Here is a 14,088-nt window from a genome sequence, read left to right on the forward strand (position 1 = left end):
TGCCGGGTTCGGCTTCCTCGCGGTGTCGGGTGGGTAGGGGTCGACCACGTGGGCGGGGTGAGCGCGGGGTTCGGCGACCGCACGCACCGCGCCAGCCCCGGGCCGGTGGAGGACGGGACGGCTTCGGCTCACCCCGCACCTCCTGCCTGGCGCGCTCACCCACCATCCGGGTCCCCTGCGCTCCCGGGCCGGCCGGGCTCACGTGGCGCGGACCTGCTGGTGCAGGTTCGTCACCGCGTCCCGTGCGGAGAGGAACGCCCCGGCCTGCCAGGCGACGAGGTAGCTCAACCAGTCTCCGGCGAAGTGGACACGGCCGGCGGGTCGGGTGAGCAGCGCGTAGTGCCCGGAGGACCGCGAGGGCCAGGACGCCCAGCCCTCCTCGATGTGGGGGGTGCGTTCCCATGCGATGGAGAACGAGGAGGTCAGGCCGCGCCGGTAGCGGGCGCCGTGGATGCGCGAGCCGGCCCGCACCGCCCGGGACAGGCGTTCTGCCGGGGAGAGCCGCCCGAACTCGACGGCGCGCTGCCCGCTCACGTAGTAGCCGATGAGCACCCCCCGAGCCTCGTGGTGGCCATGCGACGGATACCAGATCTGGGTGATGTCGAGGTCGGTCTGGGTGATGCCGCCGTAGAGGCGCTCCTCCTGCTCCCACCACCGGCCCTGGTACTCCAGGCCGATCTTGCCCGAGGCGGTGGGCCGGGGCTGGGCGAGCGCGGCGGACACCTCGGGGCCGAGGTTGTGGTCGAGCCGGGCCAGCAGTCGGGGCGGCAGGGTGGCCACGCAGTAGTCGGCGGTCGCGACCTGGTCACGTCCCCGGGCGTCCCGGTAGACCACCCGCACCCCGTCGGCGCCGGTGGTCAGCGCGCGCACTTCCGCGTGGTGGGTGACGCGGTGGACGCCCACGGCCCGTTCGAGGGCGGTGACGATGGCGTCCATGCCACCCACCGGTTGGAACATCATCATCGCCTGGTCGACACCGAACTCGAAGGAGAAGGCCCTGCCGACCTGGCTGGCGAACACCTCCGACAGCGTGGGCGGCGGACCCAGCACCACTCCCGGGCGTTCCCCGGCGCCGGGTTCCTCCGCGTAGCCCCGCCGGCTGCCACCCCGGTAGGCCCAGCCGTCGGCGCGGCCGCCGATCGCGCCGAAGCCCTCCAGGAAGGACAGCACCCGTTCCCGGTCCTCGGCGGTGAGCACGTCGTCCAGCGCGCCCTGGTCGGTGGCCTTGGCCAGCAGTTCGGCCACGTAGCCGTAGACGTCGGCCTTCGCGGTGCGGAAGCGGACGGCCGTTCCCCGGCCGGCCCCGTTCTCCCGGTGCACGTAGGCGTTGGCGTTCTGGTTGGCGAACGGTTCGACGGGCACGCCGAGCTCACGGCAGTAGTCGAGGGTCACCATGGACTGCGCGATCCGGCCGGGGCCGGCGTTCATGTACTGGCCGTCGGCGAACTCGGCGCGGTGGGTCCGGCCGTCGAGGTCGCGTTCCTCGTCGCCGCCCCGCACCGTCAGGTTCCGGCCTCCGGAGCGGTGCCTGGCCTCCAGGACCCGGCAGTCGTAGCCGGCCTTGCCGAGTTCGTAGGCGGCGGTCAGCCCGGCCACTCCCGCACCGATCACCAGCACGGTGGGCATGTCGTCGCCGGCCACCTCGGCTCGTCGTGGGGGGTGGAAGTCGGGGCCGTGCCGGTCCGCGTGGTCCGGGGCCAGGCCCAGGGCCGTCATCGTCTCGAACAGGACTCCCGCCCCGCCGGTCGCACCGATGGTCCGCAGCAGGTCCCGCCTGGTCACCTCGGATCGCATCGCGCCATCCCTCCCCTTTCTCGCCGGTTGGGCAGCAGCGTCCGAGTGGGACGTGTCGGCCGGGTGATCCTCGGGTTGCCAGGTCGTGGGTTTTCTCCGTCACCCCTCGGGTCGCGGTCCTCGCGCCCGAGGCGGAGCGGAACGGGTGCTGCCCCGCCGGCGGCAGCGCTGGGGGCCGTTCGGTCGGCTCGGGGTGGTGCGGGGTCACGAACCGGCCACGACGGGGTCGGGGGGACGACGTTCCCGTCAACTCCCGCTCCGACGGATCTCCGGTGGCGTTCCCCCTGGTGGCGGCGTCGCCGAGCTCGGCGACGCGGGTGTGCGGCCGGGGATGGGCGTGCGCCCGGCACCTCGGCAACGTGGTGGACATCCCCGGGCGGGCAGTCGACACGGGGTGGTGCGATCAGGGCAACACGGACGACATGCGCGGTTGGTGCCATGCCCTTCCGGGGGAGCCCGCTGGCTCCCCGTCGACGAAGGGAGCCAGTCAGCCATGACGCGGCGCGCGAACGACGGCGACACCCCGATCGGGGGCCGAGGTGCACAGGGTCACGGGAGGGGCGCGGAGGCGGCACGCACCCTGCGGTCCGGGCTGGGCCGGCGGGGTTTCGTCCTGGCCACCGCCGGACTGGCCGCCGGGGGAACACTGGTCGGCGGCACCGGGGGCGCGCTGGCCGCCCCGGGAACCTCGGGCAGCCCGGGCGGCCCGGAGGACCTGGCGGTGGTGCAGCCCGGCGGGCGGCACCGGGGGACCTACGTGCCGGCCGACGCCGGGTCGGTGACGTGGGGCCGGCTGCCGAACCGGACCACCCGGCCGGTGGCCACCGTCGACTCGGGATCGCTGGTCACCCTGGACACGGTGTCCCACGAAGGACTGCTGGAGGACCAGGGCCGGGACCCGAGGGGCTACTTCGGCGGTTTCGGCGTCCGCGCCCGGGACGTGCTGTGGGACGCGATCCGGATCGCCAGGGAGACACCGCACGACGGGCCTGGCCCGCACATCATCACCGGGCCGGTCGCGGTGCGCGGCGCCGTGCCGGGCAGTGTGCTCCGGGTGGACGTGGTGGATCTGCGGTTACGGGTCCCGTACGGGGTCGTGTCCAACCGCCACGGGCGGGGTGCGTTGCCCGGCGAGTACCCGGAGGCCTGGGTGGGGGATCCGGCGTTGTCGGAGTACGTGAACCCGGGCGGGGAGATCAGCGTCTTCGCCCGTGCGGAGTGGGACGGGCGGCGGCTGGTGGGCACGCTGCCCGGCCCGGTGCGGAACCGCTTCCCACTGGCGCCGTTCCTCGGGGTGATGGGCGTGGCCCGGGACACCTCCGAGGTGGTCGACTCGGTGCCACCGACCGACGCCGGGGGCAACATCGACATCCGCCGGTTGGGGGTGGGCAGCACCCTGTACCTGCCGGTCCGGGTGGACGGTGGCCTGTTCTACACCGGCGACCCGCACATGGCGCAGGGCGACGGGGAGGTCGCGCTGACGGCGATGGAGGGGTCCCTGCGGGCGACGGTCCGGTTGACGGCCGTCCCGCCCGGTGGGGACGCGCCGCGCACGGCGTTCACCTATCCCTTCGCCGAGACGCCGGAGCACTGGATCCCGATCGGGCTCAGCGATGGTGAGGGCACCGAGGGTGGGTTGGACGCGGCGATGCGCACCGCGGTCCGCCACGCGATGGCGTTCCTGACCGAGGAGTTGGGGATGGAGGGACCGGTCGCCCACGCCTACCTGAGCGCGGCGGCGGACTTCGCGGTCTCGCAGGTGGTGGACCGCACCACGGGCATCCACGGGTTGATCCGCAAGGCCGACTTCGCCTGACCCCGGCGCCCCAACCGCCGCTCCCGTGGGCGGGCGCCGGGCACGCCGCGCCTCCGGGTCGCACCGGGGCCGCGGTGGGGACGGGGCTGGGCCGTCTCCGGTCCGGCGTCGCGGACGTGCGGATGTCCGCCCGATCGACACCCCGGTGTCACGGTGGGGGGTTACGCTCCAGGGCTCGGATCACCGGCATCACGGAGGTGGAGATGACCGGTCAGGACGTCACTGGACGGCCTCGGGACGAGGAGCGGGACGGGTCCGGGGAGACCGGGCGGGTGGGTCCCGTCGGCGCGATGGTGTTCGCGGCGCTGGCGCTGGTGGTCAACGTCGTGACCGTGCGGCACGGCATCGGTCCGTCGATCTGGGCGGCGCACCTACCCGACGGTCCCAGCACCGCCGTCATGGTCGCGATCATCGGGATCGGTGCCGTGCTCGGGCTCCTGCTGACCCTCGCGGCGGGTTTCACCGTGGCGGGCGCGGTGGCGACCTCGGAGGGCGTCTCCCCGCTGTGGTCGTTCTTCGGCCAGGTGGGCCTGGGGTACGCGCTCGGTTTCGGTTGGACCTACCTGGCCCTCGACTCCCAGGGGGTGCGGCCGCTCGGGTCCCTGGCCGGGACGTTCTGGTGGTTCCTGGCCGGTGGAGTACTGATGGCCCTGGTGGCCGCGCGCACGCTGCGCGGCGAGCGGGAGGAGGCCGACCGGCGGCGGTCGGTGCGGGAACGGGGTGCCTTCGTCACGGGCCGCGTCCTGGACGTGGCGGAGGCGACAGCCCGAACGGTGGTCAGCGGGAACAGGACGCCGTGTCGGCTGCGGATCGGGTTCCGGGACGACGACCGGCGGGTGGTGACCTCGGTGACCGTGGAGGTGGCACCGACGCGGATGCCGCGCCCCGGCGACGACGTCGACGTCTGGTACCTGCCGGGCGGGATCGGCGCCGGGCCCGGGGAGGAGCACGGGATCGCGGACCGGGACGTGGTGGTGGAGCTCCCTCGCCCCGAGGTCGAGTTCTGACGGTGCCCTGTCCCTGGAGCCGTCGGGGCCGCGGATCACGCGCACGTCCCGACCGGGGCGGGTGTCCGGGCGCGTCGTCGGGCCGGGTGCCTCCCGCGCCGGGTGGTGGGGTCGAAAGGGGTTCGTCGGCCGTGGGAACGACGCCCTACTGTCGGCCCCGGCCCGTCCACGTCATCCGGCGTGGCCCCGGCTCCTCAGGAGGACTTCCCGTGAGCAGTCTCCCCACCCCGGCCGAGCTCCGACCTTCGCCGCTCCCGCTGCTCGGACGGTCCGCACTGGTCACCGGGGTGAGCAGGCGGGCGGGCATCGGCTACGCGGTAGCCCGCCGGTTGGCCGCGCTGGGCGCGGACCTGTTCCCGCACCACCTCCCGCACGACCAACGGCAGCCGTGGGGCGCGGACCCGGGTGGGGTGGGCGCCGTCGTCGCCGGGGTGGCCGAGTGCGCCCGCCCCGGTGGTGTGGTCGCGCACGGGGACGTCGACCTCGCCCGGCCGGCCGGTCCGGCGGAGTTGACGCGGACGGCGGTGGAGCGCCTCGGGCACGTGGACGCGCTGGTGCGCGACCAGGCGTTGAGCGGTTCGGACGGTCCGCTGGACGTGCTGGAGGCCGCCGACTTCGACGCCCACTTCGCGGTTCGGCCGCCAGCACGACGGGCGCCCCGGCGGGCGGATCGTCTTCCTGACCTCGGGGCAGAACGTGGGGGTGATGCGGGACGAGATCGCCTACGCCGCCAGCAAGGGCGCGTTGGCGGCGATCACCCCCAGTCTCGCCGACCACTTCGCGGACCGGGGGATCACGGTGAACGCGGTCAACCCCGGTCCGGTGGACACCGGCTACGCCCCGCCCGCCGCGCACGAGGAGGTGCGGCGGCGGTTTCCCGGCGGGGCGTGGGGTGGCCCTGACGACCCGGCCCGGTTGATCAGCTGGTTGGTCGGCGACGACGGCCGGTGGGTCACCGACCAGGTGATCAACTCGGAGGGCGGGTTCCGCCGGGGCTGATCAGGACAGCCCCTCGGCGATCTCCCCGACCCGGCGCATCCCCTCCCGCATGATCTCGCTCATACCGGGCTGGACCCACGCGTCGCGTTCCTCCACGGACTGGAACACCGACACCTGGCGGTGCAGGGTGCGGCCACCGAGGTCCTCGAAGGTGAAGACGCCGAGTTGCACACCCCCGGGCAGGCCCTCCATCTCGAGGGTCTGCACCATCCGGTTCGGCGCGTCCACGTCGTGGCACACGCCGTGGAAGACGTAGGGGGTGCCGGCCGGGTCGCGGCTGACGTAGCGCCACAGCCCACCCGGCCGCAGCTCCATCCGTTCCACGGTGGTCTCGAAGTTGCCAGCACCCCACCAGCGCGGGATGAGTTCCGGGTCGGTGATCGCGCGGAACACCGCCGCCGGTGGGGCGTCGAAGGTGACGGTGGTGGTGATGTCCTGGCGGTCCGGGGCGATGGTGATCTCGGCGGGGGCCATCGGCGCTGTCCTTTCCTCGGTGGTCGCGCGTCGTGGTCGGGGCGGGTCGCCCGGCGGTCATTCTGCGTGTCGACACCGACGCGCCACGTGTTCGGCACCGACACCATCAGGTGGTCTCCGGTCGGGCGATCGCCCCGGGCGCGCCGGTCGGCTCGGCGGAGGTGGGCCTGACCGGTGCTCGGTGGTGGCGCGTCACGGCGCGGCTCGGGAGTGGACGATGGTGGCCGACCAGGCCATCCGGTGTTCCAGTGGCCGACCAGGCCGTCCGGTGTGCCGGTGGCCGCCGGTCGCCCGCCCACGGATGGGCCGCCCCGGGGCCGGTCACCGGGGTGAACCCCGCGCGAGCGCGGCACCGGGTGCGGCCCCACTCCTGGCCGACTACCAACAGGACGCCGCCGTGACCTGCGCAAACACCGTTCCAGTGCTAGCGTGTTCGGTCACGGGACTCCCCCGGGCCGACCGGAACCGCGTCGCGGCCGAGGCCACCAGGCAAGGGAGGCGGGAGCACATGCGAGCGGCCGTGCTCACCGGGCAGGGCGCGCCACCGCGTGTCGCGGAGGTGGACGCCCCCTCGATCGGTGCCCCGGACGAGGTGCTGGTCCGCGTCCTCACCAGTTCGCTGAACCGCGCTGACCTCGACGTGGTGGCGGCGGCGCGTGACGGGCGCCCTCGGCCGTTGGGTCTGGACTTCGCCGGCCTGGTCGTGGAGGCGGGGTCGGCGGTGGCGGACCTGGCGCCGGGTGACGGCGTGGTGGGTTTCCTCCCGCCGGGAGCCCCCGACGGGCCGGGGGCGTTCGCGGAGTATCTGGTGGCCCCGGCCCACCGCCTGGCGCGTCGACCGGTGACGCTGGACTTCGTCCAGTCCGGGGTGCTGCCCCTGGCGGGCACGGCCGCGCTGCTCGCCGTCGACGTGGTCGTCCCGCCGCGCCGGAGTCGACTGGTGGCCCCGACACGGGGTCCCGTGCTGGTGGTGGGGGGTTCGGGCGGGGTGGGGACCTTCGCTGTCCAACTGGCCAACGCCCGGGGGGCGGCGGTGGTGAGCACCGGCCAGCCCCAGGACCGCACCCTGTTGCACCTGCTCGGGGCGGTCGAGGTGCTCGACTACTCGGCGGACTGGCCGTCCGAGGTCCGGGAACGGTACCCCGAGGGGGTGGACGGGCTGGTGGACCTGGTCAGCGACGCCGACCGGTTCGCGACGCTCGCCGAGCTGGTGCGGTCGGGTGGCCGGGTCGCCAGCACCCGGGGCGGGGCGGACGTGTCCGCGCTCGCCGAGCGGGACGTCACGGCGGTGAACGTCGTCGCCCGTTCCGACCGGGAACTCCTGGGCCGGCTGGGCGACTGCGTGGACGCTGGGACGCTGCAACCGGTGATCGACCGGGTGATCAGCCTGTCCGACCTGCCTTCGGAGTTGGGCGCGGCACCACGGCCGCACGGTTGCGGCAAGGTCGCGGTGACCATCGGGGACTGAACGGTCTCCGGCCGCGCCCGAACGGCGGGAGCGCGGCCCGCCGCTACCGGGTGCCAGGCGGCGTGGGTGGCAGCGGGGTCCGGCGGCCCTGACGGTGGGACGCCGCCGGTCCGGCGGTGGGCTCCCCCGCGACGGCGGGCGGGCGGGGACGACGACGCTGGTCGTCCCGGTGCGGCGGGGAGGCCCTGTCAGCCGCCCGCCGCCTCGGGCGGGCCTCCGTGGCCCGGGGAGCCGGGACGCGAGCGGGGATCCCGGCCGGGGGTCGAGCCCCTCCGGACCGGGCGGGGAGGACGCCAGCGAGGACGGCGCGCCGGGGTGGCGGTCAGCCCGGTCCGACCCGGAAGTAGGGCAGGTCCACGTGCCCGGTCGTGGTGGACTCGGCCGGGGCGAGGGCGAACACGCCGAGGCGGGCGCCGACCCAGCGGCCGGGGCGGGCGGTGAACTCCTCCCCCACCTCCCGCCAGCCCTCGTCACCGGGGTTCGCGTGGAACTGGCACCGGGCCTCCGGCCGCACGGTCACGGCCAGTCCGACCCGGGTGGTCCCCGCCGGCAGCGGGCTCCGCAGCAGGTCGCGTTCGTGGTCGTCGCCGCCCAGGTGCAGGCGGAGCACGAGATGGGTGCCGTCCTCGGTGTGGTCGAGTCCGATCCAGGCGTACCGCTCGCCGAGCACGGCCAGCCCGGTGCGTTCGCCGACGGCCCGGGGCCGGAACTCCACCTCGGTGCTCGCGGTGAAGGCCAGGGCGGGGAAGCGCTGGGAGAGGACCGCCGCGGCGGTGCCGAGGTGGTCCGGGTTCTCCGTGGGCTGGCTGGGCAACCGCAGCCAGCCGGGGCGGGCGGTCAGCGAGTACCAGTCCTGGCGGGGGTTGGCCGGCCACGCCCACTGTGGACCCAGGCAGGGGCCGGTGAACTCGTCGGTGGTCTGGGGTGCCCGCCGTGGCTGGGTCGGCAGGTGGGGTCGGGGGTGGGCGGGCACGGGTTCGCCTCGCTCGGCGCCGGGGTCGGCGGCGCCGATGACGGGCCAGTCGTCGGCGGTCCACCGGAGTGGCTGGAGGTGCGTGATCCGCCCGTAGGCGCCCCTGTCCTGGAAGTGGAGGAACCAGTGCTGGCCGCCGGGTGTGTCCACCCAGGCGCCCTGGTGCGGGCCGTTGACCTCGCTGCCGCCCTGGGACAGCACGACGCGGTGTTCGTAGGGGCCGGTGAGGTGGCGGGAGCGGAACACCGACTGCCAGCCCTCGGCGACCCCGCCGGCCGGCGCGAACACGTAGTAGTGGTCGCCGCGCCGGTAGAGCTTGGGGCCTTCCAGGGTGTGGCAGCCGGGCACCTGGTCGCCGTCGATGAGCAGCAGGCCGCCGGGTGGGGTGGCGGTGGTCGCCGGCAGGGCGCCGGTGGTCGGGTCCGGTTCGTCGAGGAGCCGGGAGCCGTCCGGGGCCATCGCGCGCAGGGTCAGCCGGTTGCGGATGCCGGAGCGGCTGCGGGCCCAGCCGTGCACCACGTAGGCGGTGCCGTCCTCGTCCCAGAACGGGCAGGCGTCGATGAGGCCGCTGCCGGCGACGAGCAGGTGCGGCCTGGTCCACGGCCCGGCGGGGTCGGCGGCGCTGGCCAGGAAGATCCCCACGTCCGGGTCACCCCAGCAGACCCAGAACCGGCCTGCGTGGTGTCGCAGCGACGGTGCCCACACGCCCTGGCCGGGCCGGGGTTCCCGGTACCTCTCGACGGGTGGGAGTTCGGGCAGGACGTGGCCGAGGATCGTCCAGTTGACCAGGTCGCGGGAGTGCAGCACGGGCAGGCCGGGCACCTGGTTGAAGGTGGAGGAGACGAGGTAGTAGTCGTCGCCGACGCGGATGGCGTCGGGGTCGGAGAAGTCGGCGCACAGCACGGGGTTCCGGTAACGCCCGTCGCCGAGGTCGGCGATCCAGGCGTCTCCCTCCGCCACGTCCACCACCGCTGGCCACCGCCCCTTCTCCGTCCCGGATCTCCTGGGTCACCGCCCCCGGTGGCTGGTCGGGCCGCCTCCGGCGTGGGTGGCCGTGCCGCCTCGATCGGGAAAACGGTTGCCGGGGAGTGTGCCACGGCCATCCCCTCCCGTGGCGCCGGTGGCTGGTAGCGGCCGTCCCGCCGGGAACGACCCCGCCGCCGCTCCACACAGCTCCGGCGGCCCACCCACCTCCGCCCCCTGGGCGCACCCAGCTGACTCCGGCCGGGTGCCAACGCGAGGACGAACGGGCGACCCGGGCCACACAGTGACCGTTGACACCGGGACAACGGCACCATACGGTGCGGTAAGCGCTTTCCTTTCCTCGACGTGGAGGACGCCATGCCCGCTCATCGCCCCAGACGCGTGGCCTGGGTCGCGCTCGGCTCCGCCGTCGCGCTGACGGCGGCCGGCTGCGGCGGCTCGGCCGCCGACGACGGGTCGGTGACCCTGCTGTTCACCTGGTGGGGTGATGACTCGCGGGCCCGGGCCACCCAGGAGGTGGTCGACCTCTTCGAGGAGCGCAACCCCGGTATCACGGTGAACACCTCGTTCACCTCCGGCGGCAACTACTTCGAGAAGCTCTCCACCGAGGTGGCCGGCGGCAACCCGCCCGACGTCTTCCAGCTCGACTACTCCAACCTCCGCGAGTTCGCCGACCGAGGCGTCGTGCTCGACCTGGCCGACCACGGCGATGACGTCGACCTGGACGGCGTCGCCGAGGCCATGCGGGATGCCGGGAGCATCGACGACGGCGTGTACGGGCTGCCGATGGGCCAGAACACCCACGCGCTGATCTACGACCCGCGACTGTGGGAGGAGGCCGGCGTCCCCACGCCCGAGTACGGCTGGACCTGGGACGACTTCTTCGACTCCGCGCGCGCCATCACCGAGTCCACCGACGGCGAGGTCTACGGGTCGACCGACTTCGGCTGGTCCTGGGAGACCTTCCAGGCCTGGTTGCGGCAGCGGGACCGGGACCTCTACGCCGAGGACGGCTCGCTGGCCTTCGACGAGTCCGACGTCCGCGAGTACCTGACCCTGCTCGACGACTTCCGCGCGGGCCAGGCCACCACCCCGGCCTCCCTGAACGGCATGATCGACGGCGCCGTGGAGAACACTCCCTTCGCCAAGGGCCGCTCAGCGACCGACCTGGCCTGGGACAGCGTCCTCGCCGGTTACGACACGGCGATGGGCCGCCCGCTGGCGATGGCCCCCCTGCCCAGCGACACCGACCGGTTCGGCCAGTACGCCAAACCGTCGATGCTGATCTCCGCCGCTCGGGCCTCCGACCACCCGAGGGAGGCCGCGATGCTCATCGACTTCGTCATCAACGACGTGGACGCGGGACGGATCCTCGGCACCACCCGGGGACTGCCCCCCAACCAGGAGGTCCGGGAGGCGCTGGCCGACGACCTCGAAGGACTCGACCGGCAGGTCTACGACTACGAGACCGGCCTGGAGGAACACCTGGAGGGCACTCCGCCCGCGCCCCCGGAGGGCAACGGCACCCTCAAGCGGGAGTGGCAGCGGCACAACGACGCGGTGTCCTTCGGGAACAAGACCATCGAGGAGGCGGCCGCCGACTTCATGCGCATCGCCGAGCAGGAGGTCGGTGCCTGACCCTGCCACCGCGACACCGCCACAGACCACGGGTCGGTGGCGCCGGCCCCCGAACCGGCGTCACCGACCCGGATCCACGTCCTGACCCTGGAGTGCCGAGATGACCGCAGCCGAGCCGGACCCCACGCCCGAGGCCACCCTCCGGGTGGCGGGGACACCCGTGGCCGACCACGTGACCGACGTGGGCTGGTGGGAACCGACGCTGGCGCCCCGGCCACACCTGCACCCGGTGCGCACCCTCGCCGGCGTCGAGGTCACCGAGGCGCGGCCGGTGGACCACCCCTGGCACCTGGGCGTGTTCGTCGCCGTCCAGGACGTCGAGGACTGCAACTTCTGGGGCGGCCGCACCTTCGTGCGGGGACAGGGCCCGACGTGGCGCCCCGACCACGGCTCGGTGCGGCACGAGCGGTGGACCCACCGCGACGCGGACGCGCTCGCCTCGGAGCAGTCGTGGATCTCGGTGGCGGGGGAGACGGTGATCAGCGAGACCCGCGCCACCCGGTCCCTGGTGGGGCCGCCGACGACGGGCGGCTGGGTGCTGGACTACGCGTTCACCCTGCGCAACGTGACAGGTCGGGACCTCGACCTGGGCAGCCCGGCCACCAACGGCAAGGTCGGCGGCGGCTACGGGGGGTTCTTCTGGCGCGCCCCGCTGTCCTCGGCCACCCCCCGGGTGTTCACCGCCACCGCCGAGGGCGAGGAGGCCGTGCACACCACCCGCTCCGGGTGGCTGGCGTTCCTCGGGCACCACCCGAACGCGGAGGACCTGGTCCGGGGGGACGGCCCCACCGGGGACTACACCCTCCTGTTCGTCCCGGCCGACGAGCGGACGGCCGAGGACCCGTGGTTCGTGCGGGTCGCCGACTACCCGGGCGTCGGTTCCTCCCTCGCCCCCGAGCACCCGCTCCGCCTGCCCGCCGGCGACAGCCTGCGCCGCCGGTTCCGGGTGCTGGTGCTCGACGGCCACCTGGAACGCGGTGCCTGCGCGGACGCGGCGCGGTCGGTGGCCGAGCTCCCCTGATCCGGTGCGCCCGGCCGGGCCGGGTGTTCTGCTACCGTGGTCGCCGTGCAGCACGCCGTGATGACGACGACGCCGGAGACCGTCCCGGCGTGCTGAGCTGATCCCTTGTTCGAAGCCCCGGGGCGAGTGCCCCGGGGCTTCGTGCTGCGGTCACTCGCCTCCCGTAAGCGAGGAGACCTGATGCACGACCACCGCCGGCTCGGCCGCGAGCTGGAGCTGTTCGACACCGACCCCCTCATCGGCGCCGGCCTGCCGTACTGGCGTCCCGCCGGGGCGGCGATCCGCCACACCCTGGAGGAGTACGTCCGCGCGGTCGAACGCGAGGCCGGCTACCAGCACGTGTACTCGCCGGTGCTGGGCAAGCGGGAGCTCTACGAGATGTCCGGGCACTGGGCGCACTACGCCGACAGCATGTTCCCGCCGATGGACCTCGGCGGGGAGCAGGTGGTGCTGCGCCCCAGCCTGTGCCCGCACCACGCCGTCATCTACCGGTCGAGGTCCCACAGCCACCGGGAGCTGCCGGTGCGGATCGCCGAAGTGGGCGGCATGTTCCGGTCGGAGCTCTCCGGGGTGTTGGGCGGCCTCACCCGGGTTCGCGGAATCCAGCTCAACGATGCCCACGTCTTCTGCGCCCCGGACCAGGTGGCGGCCGAGGTGCGCGGGGCGTTGGAGCTGATCGGCCGCGCCTACCGGGACCTCGGGTTGCGGGCGGCCCGCTACCGGCTGTCCCTGCCGCCGGAGGGCGCGGCCGTGGTGGGCGACCCCGAGGACTGGCGGCGCGCCTCGACCCTGCTTGCCGGGGTGTTGGAGGAGTTGGGTGTCCCCCACGACGCGGAGGAGGGCGAGGCGGCGTTCTACGGTCCGAAGATCGACGTGCAGGTCGTCGACGGGGCCGAGCGGGAGGCCACCCTCTCCACCGTGCAGGTCGACTTCCACCAGCCGAGCCGGTTCGACCTGCGCTACGTGGGCGCCGACGGGCGGCGGCACCGCCCGGTCATGGTGCACCGCAGCATCATCGGCAGCGTGGAACGGGCGGTGGCGTGCCTGGTGGAGCAGCACGGCGGGGCGTTCCCGGCGTGGCTGGCCCCGGTGCAGGTCGCGGTGCTGCCGGTGTCCGACCAGGAGGTCGGGGCGGCGGCGGACCTCGTGGAGCGGTCCGCGGGGCGGGGCCTGCGGGCCGAGCTGGTGGGGCCGGACCGGGGCAGCCTCGGCGCTCGGGTCCGCCGGACCAGGCTGGTGCCCTACCAGGCGGTGATCGGTCCTCGGGAGGCGGCGGAGGACCGGGTGGCGCTGCGGCTGCGGGACGGGCGTCGGCTGGACCCGCTCGCCTCGGGTGAGGCGGTGGACCGCGTCGCGGCCGTGGTCGACGCGCGGTCCGGGGTGCTGTGGCCGGACCCGGTCGCCGCGTGACCCCTCCCCGGCTGGACGGCCGGGCGGCTGGGGCTTCCCGAGGCGCCGGCGTCCCGGGAAGCCCTGGTGGTCACGCCCCGGCCGGGGTGCCCTCGTCCTCGTCCTCGTCGAACTCGAAGCGGAAGTAGACGGACAACCAGAACGGCTCCGGCTCGTCGTGCGACCAGTTCCAGGAGACGTCGATGAGGAACACGTCGTGCTCGCTCACCCACCTCCGCGCCTTCTCGAACACCTCGGCGGCGGTCGCCCCGGAGAACAGTCGACGGGCGATGGGGTGGACCTGGCCGTCCTCGTCGTCGGAGTCGTCGAAGCTGGCGGGGACGTCCAGCCGGTAGTCGTCATCCATTCCCGCATGCTGCCAGAGGACCCCACAGCACGGGCCTCGGCGGCGGCCGGCCCGCCGCTCCCCCGGGCCGGGGGCGGAGGCGTCGAACTCGTGGGGCGCGCACGGAAGGACCGAGGGCCGTCCGGCCCGCCGGGGCGCCCGCCGTCCGGACAGGACGC

Annotated in this window: 12 protein-coding genes; 7 read left to right on the forward strand and 5 right to left on the reverse strand. The window is 74.4% G+C overall.

Annotated features, from left to right (window positions below):
* Positions 1-198 precede the first annotated feature (198 nt).
* Positions 199-1,794, reverse strand: a complete 1,596-nt coding sequence (locus G443_RS06975) for a flavin monoamine oxidase family protein (protein WP_026420515.1) — start codon at positions 1,792-1,794, stop codon at positions 199-201.
* Positions 1,795-2,287: 493 nt separating this feature from the next.
* Here G443_RS06975 and G443_RS06980 point away from each other — a divergent pair, with 493 nt between their 5' ends.
* Together G443_RS06980 and G443_RS06985 are read left to right on the forward strand one after the other, a co-directional pair.
* Positions 2,288-3,610, forward strand: coding sequence for an acetamidase/formamidase family protein (locus tag G443_RS06980; protein WP_081715708.1), 1,323 nt, complete (start codon positions 2,288-2,290; stop codon positions 3,608-3,610).
* Positions 3,611-3,813: 203 nt separating this feature from the next.
* Positions 3,814-4,617, forward strand: coding sequence for a hypothetical protein (locus tag G443_RS06985; protein WP_026420517.1), 804 nt, complete (start codon positions 3,814-3,816; stop codon positions 4,615-4,617).
* A gap of 194 nt (positions 4,618-4,811) precedes the next feature.
* Here G443_RS06985 and G443_RS06990 read toward each other — a convergent pair whose 3' ends face one another.
* The gene (locus G443_RS06990; RefSeq protein WP_245588959.1) at positions 4,812-5,243 is read right to left on the reverse strand and encodes a hypothetical protein; all 432 of its coding nucleotides are present in this window, start codon (positions 5,241-5,243) and stop codon (positions 4,812-4,814) included.
* A gap of 79 nt (positions 5,244-5,322) precedes the next feature.
* On the opposite strand from G443_RS06990, the gene G443_RS06995 reads away from it, so the two are divergent.
* Positions 5,323-5,616 (forward strand): SDR family oxidoreductase, encoded by a 294-nt coding sequence (locus G443_RS06995; protein ID WP_245588960.1) that lies wholly within the window; start codon positions 5,323-5,325, stop codon positions 5,614-5,616.
* On the opposite strand, the gene G443_RS07000 is transcribed toward G443_RS06995, so the two are convergent.
* Positions 5,617-6,090, reverse strand: a complete 474-nt coding sequence (locus G443_RS07000) for an SRPBCC family protein (protein ID WP_026420518.1) — start codon at positions 6,088-6,090, stop codon at positions 5,617-5,619. It lies immediately after the preceding gene.
* Positions 6,091-6,598: 508 nt separating this feature from the next.
* On the opposite strand from G443_RS07000, the gene G443_RS07005 reads away from it, so the two are divergent.
* A complete protein-coding gene (locus G443_RS07005; protein ID WP_051314346.1) occupies positions 6,599-7,558 on the forward strand; it encodes a zinc-binding dehydrogenase in 960 nt (319 codons plus the stop codon).
* Between the two features lie 322 nt (positions 7,559-7,880).
* Here the strand turns inward: G443_RS07005 and G443_RS25385 are convergent, their stop codons facing one another.
* Complete coding sequence (locus G443_RS25385; protein WP_035293121.1) at positions 7,881-9,491, reverse strand: glycoside hydrolase family 43 protein; 1,611 nt, start codon at positions 9,489-9,491, stop codon at positions 7,881-7,883.
* A 381-nt stretch (positions 9,492-9,872) separates the two neighbouring features.
* Between G443_RS25385 and G443_RS07015 the strand changes: the two genes are divergently transcribed.
* The 3 genes from G443_RS07015 (at position 9,873) to thrS (ending at position 13,584) form a co-directional block, all read left to right on the forward strand.
* The gene (locus G443_RS07015) at positions 9,873-11,153 is read left to right on the forward strand and encodes an ABC transporter substrate-binding protein (RefSeq protein WP_026420519.1); all 1,281 of its coding nucleotides are present in this window, start codon (positions 9,873-9,875) and stop codon (positions 11,151-11,153) included.
* Positions 11,154-11,253: 100 nt separating this feature from the next.
* On the forward strand, positions 11,254-12,174 hold the full coding sequence (locus G443_RS07020) for a DUF6807 domain-containing protein (RefSeq protein ID WP_051314348.1): 921 nt from the start codon (positions 11,254-11,256) through the stop codon (positions 12,172-12,174).
* A 144-nt stretch (positions 12,175-12,318) separates the two neighbouring features.
* Positions 12,319-13,584 carry a threonine--tRNA ligase gene (gene thrS / locus G443_RS07025; protein ID WP_081715730.1) on the forward strand — a complete coding sequence of 422 codons (1,266 nt, stop codon included), beginning with the start codon at positions 12,319-12,321 and terminating at the stop codon, positions 13,582-13,584.
* A 70-nt stretch (positions 13,585-13,654) separates the two neighbouring features.
* Here thrS and G443_RS07030 read toward each other — a convergent pair whose 3' ends face one another.
* Positions 13,655-13,930 (reverse strand): hypothetical protein, encoded by a 276-nt coding sequence (locus G443_RS07030; RefSeq protein ID WP_026420521.1) that lies wholly within the window; start codon positions 13,928-13,930, stop codon positions 13,655-13,657.
* Positions 13,931-14,088: the final 158 nt, after the last annotated feature.

This window comes from Actinoalloteichus caeruleus DSM 43889 (assembly GCF_000429185.2).
In the GTDB taxonomy this organism is placed as follows: domain Bacteria; phylum Actinomycetota; class Actinomycetes; order Mycobacteriales; family Pseudonocardiaceae; genus Actinoalloteichus_B; species Actinoalloteichus_B caeruleus.